Raw genomic sequence first — 26,056 nt, forward strand, 5'->3', positions numbered from 1 at the left:
CGTCGAAGAAGTTGACGTCGAGCAACGTGATCTTCTTTCTGTCGTTTCCTGAGGTCTGACTGATCCGTGGGACTCAGCGGTCCCGTTGGCCGGCGGTGGGGGGGGGGGGGGGGGGGGGGGGCGGGGCCCCCCCCCGCCCCCCACACCCCCCCCCCCCCCCCCCCCCCCCCCCCCCCCCCCCCCTCGGGCGCGCGAGCTCAGGCGGGAGCGTGCGCGCCGGCACCGTCCCGCTCGCGGACCCAGGTCAACCGCACGCCGCCGGGAGCGACCGCGGGGGCGCTGCTGCCGGCCGCACCCGTCATCAGCGCCAGCGACAGCGGGTCCTCGGTGGTGGCCGTCGCCGCCTCCTCGGGCAGCGGCGAGCCGTCCTCCCCGCAGCGCAGGACCGTCACGTCCAGCCGGTCCTCGTCGTCGCTCAGGCGCATGTCGACCAGGCCGGCACGACCCGCGGCCGCGTCGGTGGCGCTGACGGCACGGGCGCACGCCTCGCCGATGGCGATGCGGATCTCGTCCAGCTGGTCCTCGCCGAACCCCGCGCGCCGGGCCACCGACACCGCCACGAGCCGGGCGGTGCGGACGTGCTCGGGCAACGGGGTGAAGCGCAGGTCGACGGTGGGCACGATCCGGTCAGGACGCCGTGTTGGCCTCGTCGGCCGCGGTCGACGCGGCGATGGCCTCGGCGACCGTGTCGTGGATCGGGAACACCTTGGTCAGGCCGGTGATGCGGAAGACCTTGAGGATCTTCTCGCGCTGGCAGACCAGGTGCAGGGAGCCGTCGTGCGAGCGGACCCGCTTGAGGCCGCCGACCAGGACACCCAGGCCCGTGGAGTCCAGGAACTCCACGCCCTCCATGTCCACCACCAGGTGGTGGTGGCCGGCGCCGACGAGCTCGTTGAGCCGCTCGCGCAAGGTCGGTGCGGTGTAGACGTCGATCTCACCGGACACCTCGACGACGGTCCGGCCGCTCTCCTCACGGCTGGTCACCGACAGGTCCACAGGACCCCTCCTCGCTGCTGCTGGCGTCGAACGTGCCGGGCGACACGCCCCCGTGCATTGAACCATCGCGCTGAGTGAGGGGCGCGCCCAGCGGTCCAGGCCCCACCCGCCGGCGGGCGACACTGGTGCGGTGACGCGGGCGGCAGCGCGGGGCCGGCCGTCCCCGCCGGAGGCCGGGACGGCCGGCCGGGTGGTGCCCGGCGAGGTGCCCGGCGGGGTGCCCGTCGCCTGGGACGACCTGCTGCGCGACGGCGCGCGCACGGGCCGGCTGCGGCACGTGGAGGTCCTGCCGGCGCGGGAGGGCGAACGCGCGGGCTGGCCCGCCTGGGCCGACCCGGAGGTCGTCGCGGCGCTGGAGCGCGGCACCGGGGCCCGGCCCTGGCGGCACCAGGTCCTGGCGGCCGACGCCGTGCGGGCGGGCCGCTCCACCGTCCTGGCCGCCGGCACCGCCTCGGGCAAGTCGCTCGCCTTCCAGCTGCCGCTGCTCACCGAGCTGCGCCGCCCGCCCGCCGACGGCACCGACGGGCGCGGCGCCACCGCCCTGTACCTGGCCCCCACGAAGGCGCTGGCCGCCGACCAGGACGCCCGGCTGCGCGCGCTGGGCCTGGACCGGCCCCTCACCGCCACCTACGACGGGGACACCCCGCCGGAGGTGCGCCGCTGGGTGCGGCGCAACGCCTCCCTGGTCCTGACGAACGTCGACATGCTGCACCGCTCGCTGCTGCCCGGCCACGAGCGGTGGGCGCCGTTCCTGCGCCGGCTGCGCTTCGTGGTGGTCGACGAGTGCCACACCTACCGGGGCGTGTTCGGCTCGCACGCGGCGGCGGTGCTGCGCCGCCTGCGCCGGCTGGCCGCCCGCTACGGCGCCGAGCCGGTGTTCGTGCTCGCCTCCGCCACCGTCGCCGAGCCGGCCACCACCGCCCGGCGCCTGACGGGCGTGGACGTCGAGGCCGTCACCGAGGACACCTCCACCCGCCCGCGGGTGTCGGTGGCGCTGTGGGAGCCGCCGCGCCGGGAGGACACCGGCCAGGACGCGGGCCAGGGGGCCGGCGGCGAGCAGCGCACCGCGACCGCGGAGACCGCCGACCTGCTGGCGGGCCTGGTCCGGCGCGGCGTGCGGACCCTGGCGTTCGTGCGCAGCCGCGCCGGCGCGGAGTCCGTGGCCGCCGGGGCGCGCCGGCGGCTGCTGGAGGACGCCCCGGACCTGGCGACCTCGGTCCTCGCCTACCGCGGCGGCTACCTGCCGGAGGAGCGCCGCGAGCTGGAGGAGGGCCTGCGCTCGGGGCGCGTGCTGGGCATGGCCTCCACGCGCGCCCTGGAGCTGGGCGTGGACGTGGCGGGCCTGGACGCGGTGCTCATCGCCGGCTGGCCCGGCACCCGCGCCTCGTTCCGCCAGCAGCTCGGCCGCGCCGGTCGCCGCGACCGGCCGGCGCTGGGCGTCTTCGTCGCCCGCGACGACCCGCTGGACACCTACCTCGTGCACCACCCCGAGGCCCTGTTCGGCGTGGACGTGGAGGCCACGGTGCTGGACCCCTCCAACGCGTACGTCCTGGCCCCGCACCTGGCGGCGGCGGCGCAGGAGCTGCCGCTCACCGAGGCGGACCTGGACCTGTTCGGCCCGGCCGCGGCGGGCGTGCTGGACCTGCTGGTGGCGCGCGGGCTGCTGCGCCGGCGGGCGCGGGGCTGGTTCTGGACCCGCCCGGAACGCGCCTGCGACCTGACCGACCTGCGCGGCGCGGGCGGCACCGTGCGGGTCGTGGAGACCGGCACCGGGCGGGTGCTGGGCACCGTGGAGGCCGGCGCGGCGGACTCCTCCGTGCACGCCGGCGCCGTCCACGTGCACCAGGGCCGCAGCTACGTCGTCGACGAGCTGGACCTGGCCGGTGGCGTGGCGCTCGTGCACGCCGAGACCCCCGAGCACACCACCCACGCCCGCAGCCGCAGCGAGGTGCGGGTGCTGGCCGTGGAGGAGGAGACCGTGCACGGCCCGCTCACCGCGTCCCGCGGGGTGGTGGAGGTGACGAGCCGGGTGACGGGCTTCCTGCGCCGCCGCACCGGCACGGGGCAGGTCCTCGGCGAGGAGCCGCTGGACCTGCCCGAGCGGCGGCTGCGCACCCGCGCCACGTGGTGGTCGCTGGAGGCGGACACCGCCGTGGACGCCGTGGGCGGGGCGCCGGCGCGGCTGCCCGGCGCGCTGCACGCCGCCGAGCACGCCGCGATCGGGCTGCTGCCGCTGCTGGCGACCTGCGACCGCTGGGACCTGGGGGGCCTGTCCACCGCGCTGCACCCGGACACCGGCCGGCCCACCGTGTTCGTGCACGACGCGGTCCCCGGCGGCGCGGGGTTCAGCGACCGCGGCCACCAGCGGCTGCGGGAGTGGCTGGGCGCCACCCGCGACGCCGTGCGCGCCTGCCGCTGCGCCACCGGCTGCCCCGCCTGCGTGCAGTCGCCCAAGTGCGGCAACGGCAACGAGCCCCTGGACAAGGCGGGGGCGGTCGCCGTGCTCGACGTCGTCGTGGCCGCCCTGGCCGCCGGCGCGCCCTGAGCCGACGGCGCCCGCACCCGCACCGCTCGCACCGCGCGGCCCCGGCCGAGCGGTCACGGGAGCACCGCACCGGCGGCACCGCCCCCGCCTCCCCCAGCGCCCGGGGCGGCGCCGGCGCGCGCCGCGGCCCGCGCCGGGGTGCCGGCCAGCAGCGCGGCGAACGGGCCGCCCACCACCACCTCGGCCTCCACCCGCACCGAGCCGTCGGCGGCGACGGCGCACCCGCCGCCGGCGCCGTTCGCCCGCAGCACCCGCTGCGCCCGCTCGCACGCGGGGCCGTCGGCCCTGCCCAGCGCGACGTCCGCACCGGCGAGCGCCGCGAGATCGGCCGCCGCCCGTGCCCGGTGCCCGGCCGCGACGGCTGCGCCCAGGCCCGCCACGGCCACCGCCAGGACCAGGGCCGCGGCCACGACGCCGAGCAGCAGGACGCTGCCGCTGCCGGCGTCCCGGGGCGCACCGCGCGCGCTCACGGGCCCACCCCGGCCACGCCCTCCACGGCGGCGCTGGCCGCCGACCGGGCCAGCACCCGCCCGCCCAGGGGGCCGGCGAGGTGCTGCACCGAGCGCACCTCCACCCGCACCGTCCCGGCGCTGACCCGCACGTCGACGGAGGCCCCCGCCGGGGCGGCGGCCGAGGCGGTGGCCCGGACCACCGCCTCGGCCTCGCCGCGGGCGGCCGCGCGGGCCCCGGCCCGGGCGGCGTCCACGCAGCCCACCTGGGCCAGGGCGACCCGTGCGGCGCCCAGCAGCAGCGCGAGCACCAGGACGACGGCCGGCAGCGCGACGGCGAACTCCGCGACCACCGACCCCTCCTCGCGCGAGCGCCGCGCCCTCACCCGAGGGCCAGCGCCTGGCGGACCACTCCCAGGAGCAGGGCGCGCACCTCGTCGCTGCTCAGGATCGCGACGAGGAGCCCGGCGAAGCCGCACGCCGCCAGCGTCGCCATCGCGTACTCGGCCGTGGCCATCCCCTCGTCCCCGGTCCCGCCCGCCGCCTCCGGGCGCGGCCCCGCGCCCCGCCGCGACGCCTCGACGCGCCGCGCTGCCGCGCCCCGCACGTGCTCATCCACCCGTGTCCTCCTCACCGCCGGCGCCCGGCCGGCCGTCCCGGGCCGGCACGCCGCCGGCCCGGGACCACCCTGTGCGCCGGCCCGGCCCCGCGGCCGCCGCCCGCGGGGCGGTTGTGGAGGCCGGGCGGTGCCGGGCGGCTGTGGAGCGCGCGGCGCCTCACCCGTCGGACTCACCCGGTGAGGACGTCGCGGGCCAGGGTGAGCACCACCGGGACGACGCCCAGCAGCAGGAACGCGGGCAGCGTGCACAGCCCGAGCGGCAGCACCAGCTGCGAGCCCAGGCGCGCGGCGGCCTCGGCACCGGCGCGGCGGCGCTCGGCGCGGTGCTGGGCGGCGGCCGAGACGAGCAGGGAGGCCGTGGAGGCCCCCGTGCGCGCCGACAGCAGCAGCGGGTCCGCCAGCGGCCGCCAGCGCTGCGACGCCCCTTGCCAGGCCCGCTCGGCGTCGGCGCCGCCGTCCAGCTGCGCGCACACCCTGGCCAGGTCGGCGGGGACGGCACCGGGTGCGGCCTGCACGGCCTCGCGCAGCGCCCGTCCCGGGGGCAGCCCCGCGCCGACGGCCACGGCGGTCAGCTCCAGCAGCACCGCCAGGTCGGGTGCGGGCGGTGGTGGCTCCCGGCGCAGTCGCCGCACGGCGGTGCTCACCCGCACCCGCAGCGGGGTGCGGGGCCGTGCGGGCGGCTCGTCGCCGTGCTGCGCGCGGCGGCGCCCGGGGCCGTCGGCGAGGAGCACGGCGACGGCCAGCAGCACGGCGACCGCGGCCCCGGCCAGCGGGGGGCTCACGCGCCGCCCGCCGCGGTCGCGGCGCGCACCAGGCGCGCGCTCCACCAGCGGCCGGCCAGCAGCAGGGCGGTCCCGGCGAGCGCGCACGCGCGCCCGGCGCCGGTGCCCAGCAGCGCCTCCCAGGGCGGTGCGCCGAGGGCGGCTCCCAGGGCGAGCCCCGCCAGGGGCAGCAGCGAGACCGTGCGCGCGCTGACCCGGGCCCCAGCGGTGGCGGCCCGCAGCGCGGCGCGGGCGTCGGCCTCGGCCCGCGCGGCCGCCGCGCACTGCTCCAGGGCCTCGGCGGCCGGCGCCCCGGTGCGCTCGACCAGCCGCCACACCGCCCGCACACCCTCCGGCGCGGAGGGAGCGGGGCCCGGGCGCGCACCCGCCCCGGCGTCGGGGACCTCGCCCCCGGGGCCCTGCGCAGCCGTCCCGTCCTCGGCGCACCGCCATGCCTGCGCCGGGGTCAGGCCGGCGCGCAGCAGGGCCGCGACGCGCTCGGCGAGCCGCGCGCCGTCCAGGAGGTCCGCGTCCGGCGGCGGGCGGCGGCGCCGGGCCCGGCGCGGGCGTGCGGGCGCGGAACCGGGCCCGCGGGGGTCGCTGCGCACCGGCGCGCGGGGCCCGGCCGCGACGGCGGCCCCCACCAGGGCCGCGACCACGGCGGCGGTGCTCACGGCGGCGGTGCTCACGGCAGGCCCAGGCCCAGCCGCCCGGCGAGGTGCGGCCACCCGGGCCCGCGCCGCACCTCGCCGCCGTCGTCCACCTGCAGGGCCGGCACCACCCCGGCGCGGCCGGTGGCCGTGGGGCGCACCAGCGCCACCTCGGTCACACCGCGCCGGCCGCCGCGGCGCGCCACGTGCAGCACCACGTCCACACCGGCCAGCAACTGGGCGTCCACCGCCTCCGGCGCCGAGCCGGCGGCCGCGGCCAGGGCGTGCAGCCGGGGCACGACGTCGGCCGCGGTGTTGGCGTGCACGGTGCCGGCGCCGCCGGCGTGACCGGTGTTGAGGGCGGCCAGCAGGTCGCGCACCTCCGCACCGCGGCACTCGCCGACGACGAGGCGGTCGGGTCGCATCCGCAGCGCCTGGCGGACCAGCACGTCCAGCCCCACCCCGCCGCGGCCCTCGACGTTCTCGTGGCGCGCCTCCAGCCGCACCACGTGGGGGTGGTCGGGGCGCAGCTCCCCGGAGTCCTCGACGAGGACGATGCGCTCACCGGGGTCGACCTCGCCGAGCAGGGCCTGCAGCAGCGTCGTCTTGCCCGCGCCGGTGCCACCGCTGACGAGCACGGACAGGCGCGCGGCCACGACGGCGCGCAGCACCGGCAGCCAGCCGTCGGGCACCCCGCCGGCGTCCGCCAGCTGCTCCAGCCGCCAGCGGCGCAGGGCGGGCACGCGCAGGCTGACGCAGGTGCCGTCGGGCGCCAGGGGCGGCAGCACGGCGTGCAGCCGGGTGCCGTCGGCGAGGCGGGCGTCCACGAACGGGCTGGCCTCGTCCAGCCGGCGCCCGGCGCGGGCCGCCAGCCGCACCGCGAGCGCGCGCACCTGCTCCTCGCCGCCCACCTCGACACCGGCGGGCCGCAGGCCGCGACCGTCGTCCACCCACACGCGCCCGCCGCCGTTGACGAGGACGTCGGTGACGCCCTCCAGCGCGAGCAGCGGCTGCAGCGGACCGGCTCCGCTGACCTGCGCGCGCACGTCGTCGACCAGGCGCAGCAGGGCGGCGGCCCCCAGGACGACGCCCTCGGCGCGGGCCGCCTCGGCCACCGCCGCCGGTTCCACCGGCCCGCGCAGCCGGGAACGCACCCGTTCGGCCAGCTCCGGCCCGAGCGCCGCGCTCACCACGACGGCACCGCGGCCACCGCGGCGACGGGGGCCCCGGCGGTGGCCGCCGCCCACCGCGCCGCGAAGGCGCGCACCGCGCTGCGGCGCCCGGTGGGCAGGCCCTCGCCGCGTTCCAGGGCGGTCTCGAGGTCCCGCTCGCCGCGCAGGACGGCGGCCAGCGGCGCGCCGACGACGTCGGCGAGGGCCTCCGCGTCCGTCCCGGCGCCGACGTCGCGCAGCACGAGCCGCACCTCGGGGGCGGCACCGGCTGCGGTGGCGCCGGTGAGGCGGCGCACCTCGTCGACGGTGCAGCAGGCCGAGGCGGCGGCGCGGGTCGTGGCGGGCGCGACGACCAGCACCTCCCCGCACGCGCCCAGGACGTCGGTGCAGGAGGTGTCCAGGCGCCCGCGCGGCAGGTCCACGACGGTGGTGGTGAACACGCTGCGGGCGGCGCGCAGGACGGCGGTGAGCGCCTCCGGGGTCGGACCGCTGCCGGTGCGCCGGTCCCCGGCGAGCAGGTGCAGCCCGTCCTCGAGGCGCACCGTCGAGCGCAGCACGTCCGGTCGCAGCCGCCCGGAGACGCCGGCGAGGTCGCCCCAGCGCAGCCCCGGCAGCTGGTCGGCCCCCAGCAGCAGGTCCAGGCCGCCGGAGGCGGGGTCCGCGTCGAGGAGCAGGGCGTCGCCGGCAGGTGCGGCGGCCGCGGCGAGGGCGGCGGCCAGGACGCTGGCACCGCCCCCGCCGCAACCGCCCACCACCCCCACGACACGGCCCTCGGGGCGGGGACCGCCGGCCGCGTCCACCAGCCGGTCCACGAGCCAGGGCTCGGCCTCCGGCAGCAGCGCGGCGTGGTCGGCGTCGACCTCGGCGGCGTGCCGCCACCACTGCGGGTCCACGGGGGCGCGGCCGACGAGGACGACCTCGGCGGCACCGCGAGCCCGGGCCTCGGCGACCCGGTGGGCGGGGGTGCCGGCCCCGACCAGCAGCAGCGGCGGGATCCGGGCGGGCACGCCGCCGGCCGCGGTGGGCGGCTCGGGCAGCACGGTGCAGCCGGCCGCCTCGGCCAGGCGCAGCACGGCGGCGGTGAGGTCGGCGTCGGCGCCGAGCAGGGCCGCACCGGGCGCGGGGCCGTCCTCGGGGGCGCGGTGGTGCGGGCGGGGGGCAGCGGGCACGGGGGCCTCCAGGCGGGTCGCGGTGGTCGCGATCACCGTGGCGCCCCGGTGCGGCCCGTCCCGGCCGGTGCGCGCGTGCCTGTGGACGCTGCGGGCGGGGCGCGGCTGTGGAGACGGCGGTGCCGTCCGGGCCGGGCGAGGAGGGGGAAGACGACGGCCCCCGCTGGGGGGGAGCGGGGGCCGTCCACGGTCCGGCTCGGGGGGGATGAGCCGGGCCCGCGATGTCGCCCGGAGGCGTACTCGTCCATTTGACCTCATCGGAGCCCCGCTGGCAATTCCTCCACACGGGTGTTTCCGGACCCCGCGGCCGTGGACGGGACCCCGGGTCCGCGGCGAGCGGCTCAGGCGCGCACAGCCGCCGCACGGGTGAGGAAGTCGGCCGCCAGCGGTGCCGCCACCGCGCCGCCGCTGGACCCGTCGCTGACGAAGACCGCGAACGCGAGCGAGCCCTGGTAGCCGATCGTCCACGCGTGGGTGGGCAGCGGGTCGCCGGTGCCGTGCTCGGCGGTGCCGGTCTTGGCGTGCACGGGTTCGCCGGGGACCCCGGCCAGCACGGTGGCGGTGCCGGAGGTCACGACGTCGCGCATCAGGTCGCCCACGGCCGCCAGGACCGCCGGGTCTGCCGCCGAGCCGGGCTCGGCGGGTGCCGCGGGCGCGGGGTCCAGCACGATCGCCGGGCGGCGCAGCCGCCCGGCCGCCACGGACGCCGCGGCCACCGCCATCGCCAGCGGGCTCACCAGGGTGCGGCCCTGCCCGAAGCTGGCCGCGGCCAGGTCCACCGCGGACTCCGCGGCCGGCACGTCCCCGGCGAAGGCGTCGACACCGGTGGCCCACTCGGCGCCGATCCCGAGCTGCGCGGCGGTGGCCGGCAGCTCGTCGTCGGCCAGCCGGGAGCTCAGGCTCGCGAAGGCCGTGTTGCAGGACTGCGCGAAGTCGGTGCGGAACGGCACGTCGCCGAACGCCTCGCCCTCGAAGTTGCGGAACGAGCGGCCGTCCACGGTGAAGGTCGGCGCGCACGTCACCGTCTCGGCCGGATCCAGCCCCCCGGCCAGCAGCGCGACCGTCGTGACGACCTTGAACGTGGAGCCCGGGGGGAAGCGCCCGGTCAGGGCCAGGTCGCCCTGGTCGGCCGGGGAGTTCGCCACGGCGAGCACCTCCCCGGTGGCGGTGTCCAGCGCCACCAGCGCCGACGGCGACGTCGTCACGGCCAGCACGTCGTCGGCCTCCTGCTGCAGCGCCGCGTCCAGGCTGGTGCGCACCGGCTCGCCGGGGACGGGCTCGACGACGAGCAGCTCCTGCGGTTCCCCGGTGCCGCCGGCGGTGCGCACGGCGACGCCGACGCGGCCCGCGAGGCGCTCGTCGTAGTCCGCCTGCAGCCCGGACAGGCCCGCGAGGTCCCCGGCGGCGTAGCGGCCGCCGGAGGACTCGACCCTCTCCGCGGTGACCTGCCCGACGGCGCCCAGCAGGGCTCGCGCGAACTCCCGCGTCGGCGCCAGCGGCAGGGTGGACTCGCGGAACACGGCACCCGGGACGGCCTGCAGGGCGTCGCGCTGGGCGTCGTAGTCGGTGCGGCGCAAGGTGATGACGGCGACGAAGGCGTCCGGGTCCGCCTGCTGGACCCGCTCGGCCAGGGCGTCCGCGTCCACGTCCAGCAGTTCACCGAGGGCCGCGGCGGTCGCGGCGGGGTCGGTGGTGCGGGAGGGCTGCACCCCGACCTGCACCACGGGCGTCTCGGTGACGACGGCGCTGCCGTCGCGGCCCAGGACCTCGGCGCGCGGCGGCTGGGTGCGCTGGAGGGAGAGCGTGGAGCCGTCGGCGAGCGCGGGGTGCACCAGCGCCGGTTCCCACACCGCCCGCCACCGCTCGTCGTCCCCGCGGCGCAGCCCCAGGGTGGTCGTGTAGGCCAGGACGCTGCCCTCGGGGGCGCCGTGGGCGGCGGCGAGGTCGAAGGAGACCTCGAGAGCGGCTGCCGCGCTGCCCTCCCCCGCCTGCTCGGTGTCCACCGAGGCCACCGCCACGGTGGGCGGGGCGCTCGCCAGAGCGCCGGCCAGGCGCGCGTACTCGGCGGCCAGGTCGGCGGGGACCTGCCCGGCGGCGGTGAAGAGCTCGGGCCGCCAGGTCCCGGCGGACCAGTCGCCGGCGACCTGCTCGGCGAGGCGGCGGGCACCGGCGGCGCCGTCGTCGCGCGTGCGCGCCCAGACGACGGCGCCGCCGGCCGCGACGGCGGTCGCCGCGGCCGCACCCGCGGCGACCACGGCGCGCCGCCTGGGGCGCCGGCCGGAGGAGGGACCGGGCTGGGGGGTGGGCTCGCTGCTCATCGCCCTCGATGCTCGCACGCGCCGGCTGGTAGCCTTCTGGGCGTTGGAGGTGTCGCCTAGTCCGGTCTATGGCGCCCGCCTGCTAAGCGGGTTGGGGGCTACAACCCCCTCGCGGGTTCAAATCCCGCCACCTCCGCAGGCCCGAAGGCCCCGTCCGCACCGCGGACGGGGCCTTCGCCGTCCCACCCGGTGATCACGCATGATCACGCTCGGCGCCGTGGCGGGCGCCGGGTGGTCCGGCGGGCAACGGGGGCCCGGAAGCGTTGCGCCAGAACCGATTGGGCATCCGGGCGCGAGGCCGCTACAGTAGTCCACGGCTGCTGCGGCAACGCGGCACCGGCGCCCGTAGCTCAACGGATAGAGCATCTGACTACGGATCAGAAGGTTAGGGGTTCGAGTCCCTTCGGGCGCACCACGGCCAGCAGGCCGCACAGGGCGGGTCCTCTCCGGAGGGCCCGCCCTTCGTCGTCCGGGGGCCGGGTCGCACCGGCCCCCGCTCCACCCGCCGGGGTGGCCGGCCAGGCGCACCGTCAGGCCCGCACCGGCTCCCCCCGCCTGCGCACCCCCGCACCCCCCGCCCCGGGCCCGCCGACCGGACCGGGCCCCTGCGACCGGCCGCGCGCGACCGGACAGGTGGGTGTGGACACCACCCCCGCCGGGTTCGGGCCGGCGGGTGCCGAACCGGCGAGCGCCGAACACCTCTGGAACCCGGCGCGAACTCGTTCCCCGCACCCGACCGGGCAGCGCCGCAGCGGCCGACCGGCCTGTTCAGCACCGGCCGCACCGCCACTGGAGAGCACCCGGGAACATTCCCGTTCACAGCTGCGCCAGTTCCCCGGTACACGTGCGGAACAGCCGATCGGGAACTCCCCGGAGAACCCCACCCGTTCGCCCCGAGGAATGCCCTCTCGGTGCGCGAACTCCAAGAGAACTGTGGTTTCATGGTGTTCAGCATCAATCACCCCACTTCCTCCCGGGAGCTCAGCATGGCAAACCACGACGTCGCCCTGAAGGTGGCCACCGAACTGCCCGTCGGTGCCGTCGACCTCGAGATCCCCGTGAAGCGGAACGGCCGCAAGATCGGCACGTTCACCGTGAACGCGAACGGCGTCTCCTGGAACCCCTCGACCTCCAAGGCCCCGACCTCGGTCGCGTGGGAGGACCTGCCGGCGGCCCTGGCGAGCACCACCACCGCCGACGCCCCGGCCGCCCCGGCGAAGAAGGCCGCCGCTCCCGCCGCGAAGAAGAGCGCGGCGAAGAAGGCCACTTCGAAGAAGGCCGCCGCTCCCGCCCCCGAGGCGACCGAGGCCCCTGCGGAGAGCACCCCGGCCGAAACCGCCCCCGAGGCGACCGAGGCCCCGGCGCCGGCCAAGCGCGCCTCCGGCCGCAAGTCCGCCCCGGCGTCGAAGAAGTCGGCCCCCGCCGCGAAGAAGTCCACGCCCGCTCCCGCGGCGAAGAAGTCCGCTCCCGCCGCTTCCGCGGCTGTGGACGCGCGCGCCGTGCGCCAGTGGGCGGCCGAGAACGGCATCACCGTCGCCCCGCGCGGCCCGATCTCCTCGAGCATCATCGACCAGTTCCGCGCCGCCACCGCCTGAGCAGCGCGCACGCTGGAACGCCACAGGGGCGGGATCCTCCGGGGTCCCGCCCCTGTGGCGTTCCAGCGTGCGGCCACGTTCAGCGTCCGGCCACCCTGCGGGCCAGTCCCGCCAGCAGCCGACCCGCGCGGCGGCCGCGCCTGCGCCGCACGGCCACCGCCGCTGCGGCCGGCGCCGCGGACCGGGCGAAGATGAGCTCGCACATGTCCCGGTACTTCTCGTCCGGGTCCGGGACCCACTCGATGCGTCGCATCGCCTGGTCGCGGCCGGCAGATTCCAGGACGAACTGGCCGTAGCCGAGCAGGCGGCCGGGCACCGACTGGTTGTAGCTCATGTCGGTCACCTTGCTCAGCGGCATCATGGCCGTGCGGCGGTTGACCACCCCTCGGGTGAGCAGCAGCCGCTTGTCGGTGGCGATGAACCACCCGTTGCGCCACTGCAGCAGCCGCCACACGGCCCGCAGCAGCAGCACGACCCAGGCCAGGAACAGCGCGTCGCGCAGCAGCGGCGGGTCGGGGGGCAGGCGGAACCCGAGCCACAGGACCACCGCGAAGCCGGCGACGACGCCGGCGACGGTGCCCACCAGCTGCGCCCAGTGCCGTTGCGACGCGACGTGCGTGCGCTCACCCGCCAGCAGCCGCCGCTTCACCCAGCGCGGCAGGCCGGCGCGGCCGGGGTCGGCCTCGTCCGCGACGGCGAGCTCGGCGCGCGAGGAACCGGTCGCGGACCTCCCCCGCACCCGCGCGTCCCGCCCGCTCAGGCCAGCAGGCCGTCGAAGAACGACATGATGCTGTCGACCAGGGTGCCCAGCGATTCGCCGACGCCGCGCACGAACGTCGCCGCGGACTCCGGGGAGCGGTAGACGGCGTACAGCGCGAACACGACCAGGATCCAGCCCACGACCCGGCGCCACTTCATGCCCAGCCCCTCTCCGCGTTCCCCCGAACGCCGCCAACCGTCACCAGAAGTCAGGAAATGTGCACGATCGGGCGTCATCCTGCCGGAAATCGCCCCTCACCTCGACCACCCGCGCCGGGGAACCCGTCGGAGCCGGTGGGCCGGCGGGTTCAGACGACGCCGTAGAGGCGGTCCCCGGCGTCACCGAGGCCGGGGACGATGTAGCCGTTCTCGTCCAGCCGCTCGTCGACGGCCGCGGTCACCACGGTGACGTGGGCGTGGCGGTCGAAGGCGGAACGGACGACCTCGATGCCCTCGGGCGCGGCGAGCAGGCAGATCGCGGTGACGTCCACGGCGCCGCGCTCCAGCAGGTACTCGACGGCCGCGACGAGGGTGCCGCCGGTCGCCAGCATCGGGTCCAGCACGTACACCTGCCGGCCGGAGAGGTCGTCGGGCAACCGGTTGGCGTAGGTGGTGGCCTGCAGGGTGGTCTCGTCGCGGATCATCCCGAGGAAACCGACCTCGGCGGTGGGCAGCAGCCGGACCATGCCGTCGAGCATCCCCAGGCCCGCGCGCAGGATCGGCACGACGATCGGCTTGGGCGAGGTCAGGCGCACCCCCGTGGTGGGCGCGACGGGGGTGGTCACGGGGTGCGGTTCGACGCGGACCTCGCGGGTGGCCTCGTAGGCCAGCAGCGTGACGAGTTCGTCGGCGAGGCGGCGGAAGGTGGGCGAGTCGGTGTTCACGTCCCGCAGCGCGGTGAGTTTGTGGGCGACGAGGGGGTGGTCGATGACGGAGAGGCGCACGAGGGCTCAACCTAGCCGCCCGGGTGGTGCTGGCGGCAGCGGCGAGCGTCCTGCCACCATGGTCGCGTGGCGTACTTCACCGCTGTCCTGACCCCTGACGGCGACGGCTGGCGTTCCGTCGACGTCGACCTGGAAGCCGGCTCCCCCGAGGAGCTGGGCGACGTGCTGCGCGGCGCCGTGGGCGACGACGCCGCGGTGCTGGCGGTCCTCGAGCGCGAGGACGAGTGGTTCGCGCTGGTGCGCACCGACGGCGACGACACCCGCGTGTTCGTCTCCGACGCGGTCGCGGCGGCCGACAGCTCCTTCGCCGAGCTGTTCGCCGAGCTGCCCCCGGCCACGGCGGTCCCCCCGGGCGGGGTGGACGGCACTGCAGACACGGGCGCGGCGGACGCGGGCACCGCGGGCGCGGCGACGGACGCGCCGGCCGTCGGGGAGGTCGTGTGGGCCGGGGACCCGGACCTGCTGTCCGACCTGGGTTGCCCGCCCGCCGTGCTGACCGGGCTGGCGGTCTCCGGCACGGACCCCTCGGCGGCGACCGTGGAGGTCGGGGACGTGCTGGGGTTCGCCGACGTCCTGGAGTCGCTGCGCTGAGGGGCCTGGCGCAGCCGCCGCGGTGGGCGGAGTGGATGCGCCTGGCGCTGCGGGAGGCGCAGGCGTGCCGGGGTTCGGGCGACGTACCGGTGGGAGCGGTGGTCGTGGACGCCGCCGGCACCGTGCTCGGGACCGGCCGCAACGAGCGGGAGGCGGCGGGCGACCCCACGGCGCACGCCGAGGTCCTGGCGCTGCGGGCGGCGGCCCGCACCCGCGGGCAGTGGCGGCTGTCCGGCTGCACGCTCGTGGTGACGCTGGAACCGTGCGTGATGTGCGCGGGGGCGCTGGTCCTGGCCCGGGTGGACCGGCTGGTCCTGGGGGCGTGGGACCCGAGGTTCGGCGCGGCGGGTTCGCTGCGCGACGTGGTGCGCGACCGGCGCCTGAACCACGCGGTGGAGGTCGCCGGCGGTGTGCTGGAGGCGGAGTGCGCGGCGCTGCTGGACGGGTTCTTCGCCGAGCGCCGCGGCTGACCGGTGCCGCCGTGCGGGGCTGCCGGAGCGGTGGTCAGCACCGTGTATCGTTGCCGACGGTGGTGTGTCCGAGCGGCCTAAGGAGCACGCCTCGAAAGCGTGTGAGGGGGCAACTCCTCCGTGGGTTCAAATCCCACCGCCACCGCTCGAACGGCGAAGGCCCCCGGTTGCCTGGTACCGGGGGCCTTCGCCGTTCCCAGGCTCTCCGCCGCGCCGGAGCGCGCTCAGCAGGCCGCGGCGGCGCTGCCCTCCGGCGGGGCGGGAGGCGCCAGGGCGTCCTCGGGCAGCAGCTGCTGGTGGGCGTCGCCGAGGGTGAGCTCCACCGCGGTGACCGCGGGGTCCTCGACGAGCTGGGCCTCGGGGAAGCGGGCGCCGACCGCGCGGGCCTGCGCCAGCAGCCCGGGCGCGTACCGCACCACCGCGGTGACGGGCCCGGCGGCCACGGGGGCGTTGCCGATGTCGGGGACGGTGAAGCCGCGGCCGCGCAGCTCGTCGGAGACCGCGGCGGCCAGGCCGGTGCGGTCGGTGCCGTTGAGGACCTCCACGGACACCTCGCCGGGGGCGGGCAGGGGCTGCTCGGCCGCCGGGACGCACGTGGGGCTCGGGGAGGCGGCGACCGGGTCCGCGCCCGGCTGCCAGCGGCCGGTCCACACCAGGGCCGCGGCGCCGCCGACGGCCAGGACGAGCACCACCACGACCGCGAAGACGATCCGCTGCCGTCGGCGGCGGCGCAGGCGGCGGCGGTGCAGCCGCTCGTAGGAGGCCTCGTCGAGGTCGTCCTCCACCGCGGCGCCGGGCAGGACGCCGTCGTCGGGCCGGCCCCGGGTCGGGGCGCCGTCGCGCTGCTCGTCCACGGGTCCTCCTGTCAGTCCGAGAGCGTGAGCACGCGCGCGTGCAGCACCTGGCGCTGGTGCAGCGCGGCTCGCACCGCGCGGTGCAGGCCGTCCTCGAGGTACAGGCGGCCGCGCCAGGCCACGACGTGGGCGAACAGGTCGCCGTAGAACGTGGAGTCCTCCGCGAGCAGGGCGTCCAGGTCGAGGGTGCGCTTGGTGGTGGTCAGCTCGTCCAGGCGCACCTGCCGCGGGGGCACGGTGGACCACTGGCTCGTCGTCTCGTACCCGTGCCCCGGGTAGGGGCGTTCCTCGCCGACCGCCTGGAAGATCACGGTGAGTGATTCTAGGCGGCGCCGTGCTCGCGCGGCGGCAGGACGCGCGAAGCCGGGGACGACGAAGGGGCCCGCACCCGGTGATCGGGTGCGGGCCCCTCGGCCTGCGGAGGATGCGGGATTTGAACCCGCGAGGGCGTTAACCCAACACGCTTTCCAAGCGTGCGCCATAGGCCACTAGGCGAATCCTCCAGTGCCCCCAGCGTAGCGCGCCGCAGCCGGTGCCCTCGACCCCGGGGTCGAGGCGGGCGGCGCGGGGGGTGGGGCGGCGGGCGGTTGGACCGCACGCGGCGGCGCCCCGTACAGTGGTCGCAGACCCCTCGCGTGGCGTCATCCAGCTGAACCCCCCCAGGGCCGGAAGGCAGCAAGGGTAGGCGGGCTCTGGCGGGTGCGCGGGGGGTCCCTCACGTCCCGGCCGGGGTGTCGCCGGGGCGGGTTAGCCTCGGGGTCGTGACGAGCGCCCTGTACCGCCGCTACCGGCCCGAGAGCTTCGCGGAGGTCATCGGGCAGGAGCACGTCACGGTGCCGCTTTCCCAGGCGATCGCCAAGGGCCGCGTCACGCACGCGTACCTCTTCTCCGGCCCGCGCGGCTGCGGCAAGACGACCAGCGCCCGCATCCTGGCCCGCTGCCTGAACTGCGCGGCCGGTCCGACACCGACCCCCTGCGGGACGTGCGACTCCTGCCGGGACCTGGCCAACGGCGGCGCCGGCAGCGTGGACGTCGTCGAGATCGACGCGGCCAGCCACGGCGGCGTCGACGACGCCCGCGACCTGCGCGAACGGGTCACGTTCGCCCCGGCGCGCGACCGCTTCAAGGTCTACATCCTCGACGAGGCCCACATGGTCACCCAGCAGGGCTTCAACGCCCTGCTGAAGACGGTCGAGGAGCCGCCGCCGCACGTGAAGTTCGTCTTCGCCACGACCGAGCCGGACAAGGTCCTCACGACGATCCGCTCGCGCACCCACCACTACCCGTTCCGCCTGGTGCCGCCGGCCCGGCTGAGCACGTACCTCGGCGAGCTGGCCGAGCGCGAGGGGGTGGGCATCGGCAAGGGCGTGCTGCCGCTGGTGGTGCGCGCCGGCGGCGGGTCGGTGCGCGACTCGCTGTCGGTGCTGGACCAGCTCATCGCCGGCGCCGGCGATGAGGGCGTCACCTACGACGTGGCGGTCTCGCTGCTCGGCTACACGCACGCCTCCCTGCTGGACGACGTGGTGGAGGCGATCGCGGCCGGGGACGGGGCCACGGTGTTCCGGGCGGTGGAGCGGGTGGTGGAGTCCGGGCAGGAGCCGCGCCGCTTCGCCGACGACCTGCTGCAGCGGCTGCGCGACCTCGTGGTCGTGGCCGCCGTGGGCGAGGGCGCCGCCGACGCGCTGGCGGTGCCGGAGGACGCGCTGGAGCGGCTGCGGGCGCAGGCCGCCCACCTGGGGCGCGCCGAGCTGTCCCGGGCGGCCGACGTCGTGGCCGCCGGCCTGGAGCAGATGACGGGGGCGACCTCCCCGCGCCTGCAGCTGGAGCTGCTGTGCGCGCGGCTGCTGCTGCCGGGCGCGGACGCCGGCGGCGGTCTGGGGCCTCGGCTGGAGCGCCTGGAGCGCCGCCTGGCGGCGGGGCTGCCGGTGCCCGCCGCGCCGGCTCCCGCAGCGGTGCGCGCACCGGCCCCGGCGCCCGCGGCGGTGGCCGCGCCCCCCGCGCCGACCCCCGCTCCCGCTCCCGAGCCGGTGGACCCGCCGGCGCCCGCCCGGGCTGAGCAGCCCGCCCAGCAGGCCCCCGCCCAGCAAGCCCCCGCCCAGCAAGCCCCCGCCCGACAGGCCCCGGCACCCGCTGCGGACGACGGCTGGCCGGTCGCCCGCACCCCCGGCTCGGGGGCCGAGCCCACCCCCTCCCCCGCGGCGCAGGGGCCCGCGGCCGGCGGTGCCGCGGAGGCCCCGGAGGCCGTGGAGGCCGTGGCGGCCCCGTCCTCCCCCGCGCCCGGCGGCGCCTCGGAGGCCGAGGCGGTGCGGCGGCTGTGGACGGACGTGCTCGGCACGCTGTTCCGGCTCAAGCGCACGACGTGGTCGCTCGTGGCGGAGAACGCCACGGTCCAGGACTGCCGCGGCGGGGTGCTGACCCTGCGGTTCAAGACCCCGGGCCTGGCGTCCACGTTCGGTCGCGGCAACCACGCGGGGTTCGTCGCCGAGGCGCTGCTGGAGGTCACCGGCATCGAGGCCGCGGTCCAGGCCGCCGGGGCCGACGGCGCGGCGCCGCGCGGCGGTCGCGGGGCGCCGCGGCGAGCCCGTCCCGCGGGCGGTGCCGCGCAGGGCCCCGGGACCGCCCCCGGCGGCTGGGGCGCACCGGCACCCGCCCCGGTGCGGCAGCCGCAGCCGCCCGCCCCGGCGCCGGCGCCGGCGAGCACCGACCTGGCCGGTCCCGACGACGACGTGCCGCCCCCGGAGGCGCCCATCGACGACCCCGGGGAGGAGCACCTGTCCGCCCCGCGCCGCCCGCAGCGACCCGCGCCGCAGCAGCAGGCGCCCCAGCGGCAGGCCCCGCAGCAGCAGGCCCCGTGGCCGGCCTCGGCCGCCGCACCACCGGCGCCGGAGGAGCCGGAGGAGGACGTGCCCAGCCGCGACGACGCCGACGCCGAGGACTCCCAGCTCGTGGGCGCGGCGGTCGTGGAGCAGCTGCTGGGCGGGAAGGTCATCTCCACCGACGACGGGCGCTGAGCGGCGGGGCGGCGCTCAGCGGCGGGGCGGCGCCGGGTGTCGGTGCCGGCACGTAGGCTCGCCGCGTGTACGAAGGAGTCGTCCAGGACCTGATCGACGAGCTCGGACGGCTGCCCGGCGTCGGCCCCAAGAGCGCGCAGCGCATCGCGTTCCACCTGCTGTCCGCCGACGCCGCCGACGTGCGCCGCCTCGCCGAGGTCCTCACCGAGGTCAAGAGCAGGGTCCGGTTCTGCGAGGTCTGCGGCAACGTCGCCCAGGAGCAGCTGTGCCGGGTGTGCCGCGACCCCCGCCGCGACCCGAGCGTCATCTGCGTGGTGGAGGAGTCCAAGGACGTCGTCGCCATCGAGCGCACCCGCGAGTTCCGGGGGCGCTACCACGTGCTGGGCGGGGCGATCAGCCCGATGGAGGGCGTCGGCCCGGACGACCTGCGCATGCGCGAGCTGCTGGCGCGCCTGAGCTCCGGGGAGGTCACCGAGACGATCATCGCGACCGACCCGAACCTCGAGGGCGAGGCCACCGCCACCTACCTGGCCCGGCTGCTGCGGCCGATGGGCCTGAAGGTCACGCGGCTGGCCTCGGGGCTGCCCGTGGGCGGCGACCTGGAGTACGCGGACGAGGTGACGCTCGGGCGGGCGTTCGCCGGACGGAGGTCCCTGGATGGCTGACGAGACGATCGAGACGACCGGCGCGGAGGCCGCCGAGGCCGTGGAGCTGGCGCAGCTGGCCGCCACGACCGCCCTCGAGGCGCGCGACTACCTCGACGCCGTCACCGAGGTGGCCAGCGGGCAGCTGGGCTCGACCGCCCTGTCCGTGCTGCTGCTGGCCGTCAGCCAGCTGCAGGTGACCGGCGCCCGGCTGGGCGCGGTGGCCGACGTCGTGCCGGCGCGCCGCTTCGAGCCGGACGCGGGCCCCGACCCGGACGTGGACCCGGTGCGCGCGGGCCTGGCCAACGTCCTGGAGGGCGTGGACGACTACGCCGACGTGACGGACCCGCTGACGAACGCGGAGCTGGTGCGCGGGGCCCTGTCGGACGACCTGGCCTCGGTGGCGGCGGACCTCGTGCACGGCGTGCGGCACTTCGAGCGCGGCGAGGTCACCGAGGCGCTGTGGTGGTGGCAGTTCTCGTACCTGTCCTCGTGGGGGCTGCGCTCCAGCGCCGCGCTGCGGGTGCTGCAGTCCCTGCTGGCGCACCTGCGCCTGGACGTGGACGCCGAGACGGCCTCCGACGCGGAGTTCGACGCCCTGCACCCCTGAGGGTGGTCAGAACGCCCAGCCCGCACGCCCGGGCGGAGCAGGACTGCCCGGCCCGCGCGCCCGGGCGTGGGCACGGGCGGGAGCACCCGCACCGCTTCCGTAGAATCGCCCGTCGTGGCTCTCGTGGTGCAGAAGTACGGCGGTTCCTCGGTCGCTGACGCGGACGGGGTCAAGCGCGTCGCCAAGCGGATCGCGGCGACCAAGCGCGCCGGCCACGAGGTCGTCGTGGTGGTCTCCGCGATGGGCGACACCACCGACGAGCTGATCGACCTCGCCGAGCAGGTGACCCCGATGCCGCCGGCCCGTGAGCTGGACATGCTGCTCACCTCCGGCGAGCGGATCTCGATGGCGGTGCTGGCGATGGCGATCAGCAACCTGGGCCTGGAGGCGCGCTCGTTCACCGGCTCGCAGGCCGGCGTCATCACCGACTCCTCGCACGGGCGGGCCCGCATCATCGACGTGACGCCCGGGCGCATCCGCACCGCGCTGGACGAGGGCGCCATCGCCATCGTCGCCGGCTTCCAGGGCGTCAGCCAGGACACCAAGGACATCACCACGCTGGGCCGCGGCGGCTCGGACACCACGGCCGTCGCGCTGGCGGCGGCGCTGGGCGCCGACGTCTGCGAGATCTACACCGACGTGGACGGCGTGTTCACCGCCGACCCGCGCATCGTGCCCACCGCCCGCAAGATCAGCCGCATCGCCAGCGAGGACATGCTGGAGATGGCGGCGTCGGGGGCGAAGATCCTCATGCTGCGCTGCGTGGAGTACGCGCGGAACTACGACCTGCCCATCCACGTGCGCAGCTCCTTCAGCGCGCACGAGGGCACCTGGGTGACGGACTCCCCCGTCCCCGCCGGCCTCAGCTCCCACGCCGTGGAGGAAACCGTGGAACAGCCGATCATCTCCGGCGTCGCGCACGACCGCAGCGAGGCGAAGATCACCGTGGTGGGGGTGCCGAACACCCCCGGCACGGCCGCCGCCATCTTCAAGGCGGTCGCCGAGGCGGAGATCAACATCGACATGATCGTCCAGAACAACTCCGTGGGCGCCTCGAACCTGACCGACATCTCCTTCACCCTGCCGAAGTCGGAGGGCCAGACGGCGGCGACGGCCCTGGACAAGGTGAAGTCGACGGTCGGTTTCGAGCGCCTGGAGTTCGACGACCAGATCGGCAAGGTGTCGCTGATCGGCGTGGGCATGCGCTCGCACCCGGGCGTGTCCGCGACGTTCTTCGACGCCCTCGGCACGCAGGGCATCAACATGGAGATGATCTCCACCTCGGAGATCCGCATCTCGGTCGTCACCCGCGCCGAGCAGCTCGACGACGCGGTGCGCGCCGTGCACACCGCCTTCGGCCTGGACGGCGAAGCAGAAGCCGTGGTCTACGGAGGTACCGGACGATGAGCCGCAAGCCCACCCTCGCCGTCGTCGGCGCCACCGGCGCCGTCGGCTCCGTGATGCTCGGGATCCTCTCCGAGCGCCCCGACGTGTGGGGCGAGATCCGCCTGGTGGCGTCGGCCCGCTCGGCGGGCAAGGTGCTGCGCGTGCGCGGCGAGGACGTCGTGGTGCGGGAGCTGACGCCGGAGGTCTTCGACGGCGTCGACGTCGCCATGTTCGACGTCCCCGACGAGGTGTCCGCGCAGTGGGCGCCGATCGCCGCCCAGCGCGGTGCGGTCGCCGTGGACAACTCCGGCGCGTTCCGGCTGGACCCGGACGTCCCGCTGGTGGTGCCGGAGGTCAACGGTGCCGCGGCGCGCGACCGCCCGCGCGGCATCATCGCGAACCCGAACTGCACGACCCTGACGATGATGGACGCCCTGGGCGCCCTGCACGAGAAGTGGCAGCTCACCGAGCTCGTCGTGGCCAGCTACCAGGCGGCCTCCGGCGCGGGGCAGCCCGGGGTGGACCGGCTCTACGACGAGCTGGAGGTCGTGGCCGGCCAGCGCACGCTGGGCCAGCGCTCCGGCGACACCGCCGCCGCCGTGGAGGCGAATCTCGGCGCGGACTCGCCGTTCCAGGCGAACCTCGTCCTGAACGTCATCCCGGTCGCGGGGTCGCTGAAGGAGGACGGCTGGACCAGCGAGGAGTTGAAGGTCCGCAACGAGTCCCGCAAGATCCTCGGCATCCCGGACCTGAAGGTGTCGGCCACCTGCGTGCGGGTGCCGGTGCTGACGACGCACTCCCTGGCGGTGCACGCTACCTTCGCGCAGGACGTCTCCGTGGCCGAGGCGACCGCGGCGCTGGAGGCGGCGCCCAGCGTGGAGGTGCGCGACGACCTGGCGAACGGCGTGTTCCCGACCCCGGCGACGACGGTGGGCGGGGACCCGACGGTGGTGGGCCGCATCCGGCAGGCGCTGGACTTCCCGAACACCCTCGACCTGTTCGTGTGCGGCGACAACCTGCGCAAGGGCGCGGCGCTGAACACCGCGCAGATCGCTGAACTGGTGGCGGCCGAGCTCACCGCCTGACGACCTGCTCGCTCGACGGCCCGCCACCCCGCCGGGGTGGCGGGCCGTCGAACGAGCGGGACGGAGGATCGTGCGGGGAACGGTGAGTAGGGTGCGGGTCCTCCCACCACCGAAGAAGGGCTGCTCCGCATGACCACCTCCTTGCCCGCGGTGCTCGCCGCACAGGCCGCGGAGGTCGCCTCCCCCCGCTCCACGGCGTTCCTGCTCGTCACCGCAGTGCTCGCCATCGCGCTGCTGCTGGTGCTGATCATCAAGGTGCGGCTGCACGCGTTCTACTCGCTCGTCATCGTCAGCCTGCTGACGGCGCTCGTCGCCGGGATCCCGGTCGGCGAGCTCGTCGACACCCTCGTCGCCGGGTTCGGCGGCACGCTCGGCACGGTCGCGCTGCTCGTCGGTTTCGGCGCCGTGCTCGGCCGCATCATCGAGACGTCCGGCGGCGCGCAGGTGCTCGCCGACACCCTGGTGGACCGCTTCGGCGAGAAGCGGGCGCCGCTGGCGCTGTCGGTGGCCTCGCTGCTGTACGGCTTCCCGATCTTCCTGGACGCCGCGTTCGTCGTGATGCTGCCGATCATCTACACGGTGGCGCGGCGCCTGGGCGGCTCGCTGATGCTCTACGCGCTGCCCTCGGCGGGTGCGTTCCTCATGATGCACGCGCTCGTGCCGCCGCACCCCGGTCCCGTGGCGGCCTCGGGCATCCTCGGCGCGGACGTCGGCCTCACCCTGATCGTCGGCCTGCTCGTGGGCCTGCCCACCTGGTACGTCGCCGGGTACCGCCTGGCGCTCGTGCTGGCGCGGCGCACGCCGTTCTTCCCCGTGCCGGAACTGCTCGGCACCCCGTCCAGCGACCAGCCGCGCCCGCGCTTCGGCGTCGTGCTGCTCCTGCTGCTGCTGCCGCTGGTCCTCATCTTCTGCGGCACCGCCTCGGACACCGCCGTGGCCAGCTACGGCGCAGATGAGGACAGCCCGCTCATCAAGGTGCTGCAGCTCATCGGCGCGACCCCCGTGGCGCTGCTCATCACCAGCGTCCTGGCGCTGCTCCTGCTCGTGGTGCGCCCCAACCGCGGCAAGGTGGGGTCCCGGCTGGAGGACCTCGTCGACGACGCCCTGGCGCCGGTCTGCTCGATCATCCTCATCACCGGCGCGGGCGGGATGTTCGGCCGCGTCCTCACCGAGACCGGCATCGGCGGGGCGCTGGCCGACGGCCTGGACGCCGCGGGCCTGCCGCTCATCCTGGCCGGGTTCGTCATCGCCATCGCGCTGCGGGTGGCGCAGGGCTCGGCGACCGTGGCCGGCACCACGGCGGCGGGCCTGCTGGCACCGGCCGTCGCGGCCGGGCCGGGGCTGTCGGAGCTGCAGCTGGCCTGCATCACCGTCGCCATCACCGCCGGCGCGATCTCCTTCTCCCACGTCAACGACTCCGGGTTCTGGCTGGTGGGCCGCTTCCTCGGCCTGGACACGGCCACGACCCTGCGCACGTGGAGCGTCATCGCCACCGCCATCGGGTTCATGGCCTTCGGGCTCGTCTGGATCCTCTACGCGGTCGTCTCGTGAGCCACCGCCGCGTGAACGCGGCGTGAACCGCGTGCGCCCCCGGTCGCGGACCGGGGGCGCACGTGATCGGCTGAGGCCGTTGCCACCGACCTCAGGAGGAGACGACCGTGTCGATGATGGAACCCTTCACCCCGCACGAGAAGGACGCCGGCGAGGTCGAGGTCCCCGCCGCCGACCCCGGCACCGGCGCCCCGCCCACCGCCCCGGGCACCGGCCCGCAGGGCGAGGAGCAGGGCAGCAACGTCAGCCCGGAGCGCAGCGCCGAGGACGGCCCGCTGCCCGACTGAGCCTCGCGCCGCCGGGGGTCAGCGGTCCTCGAGCTCGCTGCCCCCCGGCACCGAGGCCGGGGTCGCGGCCTCCTGCGAAGTGCCCCGCCACCGGGCCAGCACCCCCATGAGGTGGTAGACGCCGATCGCGGCGGCCGTGCCCAGGGCGATGCCCTCGAACGCCAGGCCCTCGCGCGGCACCCAGCTGTAGTTCGCGATGCCCACGACGAGGGCGATGGCCGCGGTGGTGAGGTTCACCGGGTTCGAGAAGTCGACGCGGTTCTGCACCCAGATGCGCGCGCCGAGGATGCCGATCATCCCGTACAGCAGCGTCGCGGCCCCGCCCAGGACGCCGGCGGGCACCGAGCCGATCAGGGCGCCGAACTTCGGCGAGAAGCTCAGCACGAGCGCGGCGGCGGCGGCGACCCAGTAGGCGGCGGTGGAGTACACCTTCGTGGCCGCCATGACGCCGATGTTCTCCGCGTAGGTGGTGGTGCCCGACCCGCCCCCGGCACCGGCGAGGGTGGTGGCCAGGCCGTCGGCGAGCAGCGCCCGTCCGGTGAGCGGGTCCACGTCCTGCCCCGTCATGGCCGCCACGGACTTCACGTGGCCGACGTTCTCGGCGACCAGGACGAACACCACCGGCAGGAACAGCCCGAGGACGCCCGCGTCGAAGTACGGCGCGGTGAACTCCGGCAGCCCGAACCACGCCGCCTGCCGCACGGCGTCGAAGGCGACCTCCCCGCGCAGCACCGCGCACGCGTACCCGACGACGACGCCGACGAGGATCGCCAGGCGCCCGAGCATCCCGCGGAACAGCACGGTCGCCAGCACGATCGCCCCCAGGGTGACCAGGGCGGTCACGGGTGCGGCGCGGAACCCCGAGCAGGTCCCGTCGTCCTGGCACGTCCCCCACGCGGTGGGGGCCAGGTTCAGCCCGATGAGCGCCACGATGGTGCCGGTGACGACCGGGGGCATCAGCGCGTCGATCCACCGGGTGCCCGCCAGGTGCACGACGGCGCCGACGAGCGCCAGCAGCACGCCGGTGAGCAGGATGCCGCCCGCGGCGACCGCCTGCCCGCCGGTGGCGACGGCCGCCCCGATGGGGGCGATGAACGCGAACGACGAGCCCAGGTAGCTGGGCAGCCGGTTGCCGGTGAGGAGCAGGAACAGCGCGGTGCCGACGGCGGAGAAGAACAGCGTCGTCGCGGCGGGGAACCCGGTGATGGCCGGCACGAGGATCGTCGCGCCGAACATCGCCACGACGTGCTGCAGGCCGATGCCCACCGTGCGCGGCCAGCTGAGCCGCTCCCCCGGCTCGACGACCGCCCCGGGCCGCACCCGCCGCCCGTCCCCGTGGACCCGCCAGCCCGTCGTCGCCCCGCCGTCCCGCGCCACGCCGTCTCCCCTCACCGTCGCCGCTCGCGGACGATCGCCCGCGAGGCGCCGTGAAGACTAGGGCGTCCCCGGCACCCCGCCCCTCCCCCGCGGGGGGGGGGGGGGGGGGGGGGGGGGGGGGGGGGGGGGGGGGGGGGGGGGGGGGGGGGGGGGGGGGGGGGGGGGGGGGGGGGGGGGGGGGGGGGGGGGGGGGGGGGGGGGGGGGGGGGGGGG

Annotated in this window: 27 protein-coding genes, 4 tRNA genes and 1 other RNA gene; 15 read left to right on the forward strand and 17 right to left on the reverse strand. The window is 77.1% G+C overall.

The features are described 5' to 3' along the window. Window positions 1–197: 197 nt before the first annotated feature. Window positions 198–620: an ATP-binding protein gene (locus ACRYR9_RS14635; RefSeq protein WP_432497117.1), complete on the reverse strand. Its 423-nt coding sequence runs from the start codon at window positions 618–620 to the stop codon at window positions 198–200. A 7-nt stretch (window positions 621–627) separates the two neighbouring features. Next, window positions 628–996, reverse strand: a complete 369-nt coding sequence (locus ACRYR9_RS14640) for an STAS domain-containing protein (RefSeq protein WP_432497119.1) — start codon at window positions 994–996, stop codon at window positions 628–630. A gap of 130 nt (window positions 997–1,126) precedes the next feature. On the opposite strand from ACRYR9_RS14640, the gene ACRYR9_RS14645 reads away from it, so the two are divergent. Next, entirely contained in the window at window positions 1,127–3,541 is a 2,415-nt protein-coding gene (locus ACRYR9_RS14645) for a DEAD/DEAH box helicase (RefSeq protein ID WP_432497122.1), read from the forward strand. A gap of 53 nt (window positions 3,542–3,594) precedes the next feature. On the opposite strand, the gene ACRYR9_RS14650 is transcribed toward ACRYR9_RS14645, so the two are convergent. From ACRYR9_RS14650 to ACRYR9_RS14685, 8 genes are all read right to left on the reverse strand, one after another. Next, window positions 3,595–4,011 (reverse strand): Rv3654c family TadE-like protein, encoded by a 417-nt coding sequence (locus tag ACRYR9_RS14650; RefSeq protein ID WP_432497124.1) that lies wholly within the window; start codon window positions 4,009–4,011, stop codon window positions 3,595–3,597. Then, window positions 4,008–4,343: a TadE family type IV pilus minor pilin gene (locus ACRYR9_RS14655; RefSeq protein ID WP_432497126.1), complete on the reverse strand. Its 336-nt coding sequence runs from the start codon at window positions 4,341–4,343 to the stop codon at window positions 4,008–4,010. The genes ACRYR9_RS14650 and ACRYR9_RS14655 overlap by 4 nt, the downstream gene beginning before the upstream one ends. 29 nt (window positions 4,344–4,372) lie before the next feature. Then, window positions 4,373–4,609 carry a DUF4244 domain-containing protein gene (locus tag ACRYR9_RS14660; RefSeq protein WP_432497129.1) on the reverse strand — a complete coding sequence of 79 codons (237 nt, stop codon included), beginning with the start codon at window positions 4,607–4,609 and terminating at the stop codon, window positions 4,373–4,375. Between the two features lie 170 nt (window positions 4,610–4,779). Beyond that, window positions 4,780–5,391, reverse strand: coding sequence for a type II secretion system F family protein (locus ACRYR9_RS14665; RefSeq protein WP_432497132.1), 612 nt, complete (start codon window positions 5,389–5,391; stop codon window positions 4,780–4,782). Beyond that, window positions 5,388–6,044, reverse strand: a complete 657-nt coding sequence (locus ACRYR9_RS14670; protein ID WP_432497134.1) for a hypothetical protein — start codon at window positions 6,042–6,044, stop codon at window positions 5,388–5,390. Before ACRYR9_RS14670 ends, ACRYR9_RS14665 begins: the two co-directional genes overlap by 4 nt. 11 nt (window positions 6,045–6,055) lie before the next feature. Further along, window positions 6,056–7,210 (reverse strand): TadA family conjugal transfer-associated ATPase, encoded by a 1,155-nt coding sequence (locus ACRYR9_RS14675; RefSeq protein WP_432497136.1) that lies wholly within the window; start codon window positions 7,208–7,210, stop codon window positions 6,056–6,058. After that, window positions 7,207–8,361 (reverse strand): septum site-determining protein Ssd, encoded by a 1,155-nt coding sequence (gene ssd, locus ACRYR9_RS14680; RefSeq protein ID WP_432497139.1) that lies wholly within the window; start codon window positions 8,359–8,361, stop codon window positions 7,207–7,209. The genes ACRYR9_RS14675 and ssd overlap by 4 nt, the downstream gene beginning before the upstream one ends. A 341-nt stretch (window positions 8,362–8,702) precedes the next feature. Then, on the reverse strand, window positions 8,703–10,679 hold the full coding sequence (locus tag ACRYR9_RS14685; protein ID WP_432497141.1) for a penicillin-binding transpeptidase domain-containing protein: 1,977 nt from the start codon (window positions 10,677–10,679) through the stop codon (window positions 8,703–8,705). Between the two features lie 45 nt (window positions 10,680–10,724). On the opposite strand from ACRYR9_RS14685, the gene ACRYR9_RS14690 reads away from it, so the two are divergent. From ACRYR9_RS14690 to ACRYR9_RS14700, 3 genes are all read left to right on the forward strand, one after another. Further along, window positions 10,725–10,815 (forward strand) — tRNA-Ser (locus tag ACRYR9_RS14690). 203 nt (window positions 10,816–11,018) lie between these two features. Continuing rightward, window positions 11,019–11,094, forward strand: a tRNA-Arg gene (locus ACRYR9_RS14695). A gap of 571 nt (window positions 11,095–11,665) precedes the next feature. Further along, complete coding sequence (locus ACRYR9_RS14700) at window positions 11,666–12,274, forward strand: Lsr2 family DNA-binding protein (RefSeq protein ID WP_432497143.1); 609 nt, start codon at window positions 11,666–11,668, stop codon at window positions 12,272–12,274. 79 nt (window positions 12,275–12,353) lie between these two features. On the opposite strand, the gene ACRYR9_RS14705 is transcribed toward ACRYR9_RS14700, so the two are convergent. The 3 genes from ACRYR9_RS14705 to upp all read right to left on the reverse strand — a co-directional run bounded on the left by ACRYR9_RS14705 (window position 12,354) and on the right by upp (window position 13,977). Further along, complete coding sequence (locus tag ACRYR9_RS14705; RefSeq protein ID WP_432497145.1) at window positions 12,354–13,013, reverse strand: PH domain-containing protein; 660 nt, start codon at window positions 13,011–13,013, stop codon at window positions 12,354–12,356. Between the two features lie 17 nt (window positions 13,014–13,030). Continuing rightward, entirely contained in the window at window positions 13,031–13,192 is a 162-nt protein-coding gene (locus ACRYR9_RS14710) for a hypothetical protein (protein ID WP_432497148.1), read from the reverse strand. A gap of 149 nt (window positions 13,193–13,341) precedes the next feature. Next, a complete protein-coding gene (gene upp / locus ACRYR9_RS14715; RefSeq protein ID WP_432497151.1) occupies window positions 13,342–13,977 on the reverse strand; it encodes a uracil phosphoribosyltransferase in 636 nt (211 codons plus the stop codon). A 66-nt stretch (window positions 13,978–14,043) separates the two neighbouring features. On the opposite strand from upp, the gene ACRYR9_RS14720 reads away from it, so the two are divergent. From ACRYR9_RS14720 to ACRYR9_RS14730, 3 genes are all read left to right on the forward strand, one after another. Then, window positions 14,044–14,568, forward strand: a complete 525-nt coding sequence (locus ACRYR9_RS14720) for a tRNA adenosine deaminase-associated protein (RefSeq protein WP_432497153.1) — start codon at window positions 14,044–14,046, stop codon at window positions 14,566–14,568. Window positions 14,569–14,603: 35 nt separating this feature from the next. After that, the gene (gene tadA, locus ACRYR9_RS14725) at window positions 14,604–15,038 is read left to right on the forward strand and encodes a tRNA adenosine(34) deaminase TadA (RefSeq protein WP_432497155.1); all 435 of its coding nucleotides are present in this window, start codon (window positions 14,604–14,606) and stop codon (window positions 15,036–15,038) included. 58 nt (window positions 15,039–15,096) lie between these two features. Then, a tRNA-Ser gene (locus ACRYR9_RS14730) sits at window positions 15,097–15,183 on the forward strand. 79 nt (window positions 15,184–15,262) lie between these two features. On the opposite strand, the gene ACRYR9_RS14735 is transcribed toward ACRYR9_RS14730, so the two are convergent. The 3 genes from ACRYR9_RS14735 to ACRYR9_RS14745 form a co-directional block, all read right to left on the reverse strand. Beyond that, window positions 15,263–15,892 (reverse strand): LytR C-terminal domain-containing protein, encoded by a 630-nt coding sequence (locus ACRYR9_RS14735; protein ID WP_432497157.1) that lies wholly within the window; start codon window positions 15,890–15,892, stop codon window positions 15,263–15,265. Between the two features lie 11 nt (window positions 15,893–15,903). Beyond that, window positions 15,904–16,203: a type II toxin-antitoxin system VapB family antitoxin gene (locus ACRYR9_RS14740; protein ID WP_432497160.1), complete on the reverse strand. Its 300-nt coding sequence runs from the start codon at window positions 16,201–16,203 to the stop codon at window positions 15,904–15,906. A 107-nt stretch (window positions 16,204–16,310) separates the two neighbouring features. Beyond that, window positions 16,311–16,395, reverse strand: a tRNA-Ser gene (locus ACRYR9_RS14745). Between the two features lie 119 nt (window positions 16,396–16,514). On the opposite strand from ACRYR9_RS14745, the gene ffs reads away from it, so the two are divergent. The 8 genes from ffs to ACRYR9_RS14785 all read left to right on the forward strand — a co-directional run bounded on the left by ffs (window position 16,515) and on the right by ACRYR9_RS14785 (window position 24,466). Beyond that, an RNA gene (ffs, locus tag ACRYR9_RS14750) (signal recognition particle sRNA small type) lies at window positions 16,515–16,611 on the forward strand. 42 nt (window positions 16,612–16,653) lie between these two features. After that, the gene (locus ACRYR9_RS14755) at window positions 16,654–18,903 is read left to right on the forward strand and encodes a DNA polymerase III subunit gamma and tau (RefSeq protein ID WP_432497163.1); all 2,250 of its coding nucleotides are present in this window, start codon (window positions 16,654–16,656) and stop codon (window positions 18,901–18,903) included. Between the two features lie 65 nt (window positions 18,904–18,968). Further along, window positions 18,969–19,568: a recombination mediator RecR gene (gene recR, locus ACRYR9_RS14760; RefSeq protein WP_432497166.1), complete on the forward strand. Its 600-nt coding sequence runs from the start codon at window positions 18,969–18,971 to the stop codon at window positions 19,566–19,568. After that, window positions 19,561–20,157: a DUF5063 domain-containing protein gene (locus ACRYR9_RS14765; protein ID WP_432497168.1), complete on the forward strand. Its 597-nt coding sequence runs from the start codon at window positions 19,561–19,563 to the stop codon at window positions 20,155–20,157. The genes recR and ACRYR9_RS14765 overlap by 8 nt, the downstream gene beginning before the upstream one ends. Before the next feature lie 114 nt (window positions 20,158–20,271). Continuing rightward, window positions 20,272–21,564, forward strand: a complete 1,293-nt coding sequence (locus ACRYR9_RS14770; RefSeq protein WP_432497171.1) for an aspartate kinase — start codon at window positions 20,272–20,274, stop codon at window positions 21,562–21,564. After that, window positions 21,561–22,628: an aspartate-semialdehyde dehydrogenase gene (locus ACRYR9_RS14775; protein WP_432497173.1), complete on the forward strand. Its 1,068-nt coding sequence runs from the start codon at window positions 21,561–21,563 to the stop codon at window positions 22,626–22,628. The genes ACRYR9_RS14770 and ACRYR9_RS14775 overlap by 4 nt, the downstream gene beginning before the upstream one ends. 129 nt (window positions 22,629–22,757) lie before the next feature. Next, window positions 22,758–24,179, forward strand: coding sequence for a GntP family permease (locus tag ACRYR9_RS14780; RefSeq protein WP_432497176.1), 1,422 nt, complete (start codon window positions 22,758–22,760; stop codon window positions 24,177–24,179). A 107-nt stretch (window positions 24,180–24,286) separates the two neighbouring features. After that, complete coding sequence (locus ACRYR9_RS14785) at window positions 24,287–24,466, forward strand: hypothetical protein (RefSeq protein WP_242128127.1); 180 nt, start codon at window positions 24,287–24,289, stop codon at window positions 24,464–24,466. An 18-nt stretch (window positions 24,467–24,484) separates the two neighbouring features. Here ACRYR9_RS14785 and ACRYR9_RS14790 read toward each other — a convergent pair whose 3' ends face one another. Beyond that, complete coding sequence (locus ACRYR9_RS14790; protein WP_432497178.1) at window positions 24,485–25,843, reverse strand: uracil-xanthine permease family protein; 1,359 nt, start codon at window positions 25,841–25,843, stop codon at window positions 24,485–24,487. Between the last annotated feature and the right edge of the window lie 213 nt (window positions 25,844–26,056).

The sequence above is a fragment of the Kineococcus auxinigenes genome, assembly GCF_050871525.1.
In the GTDB taxonomy this organism is placed as follows: domain Bacteria; phylum Actinomycetota; class Actinomycetes; order Actinomycetales; family Kineococcaceae; genus Kineococcus.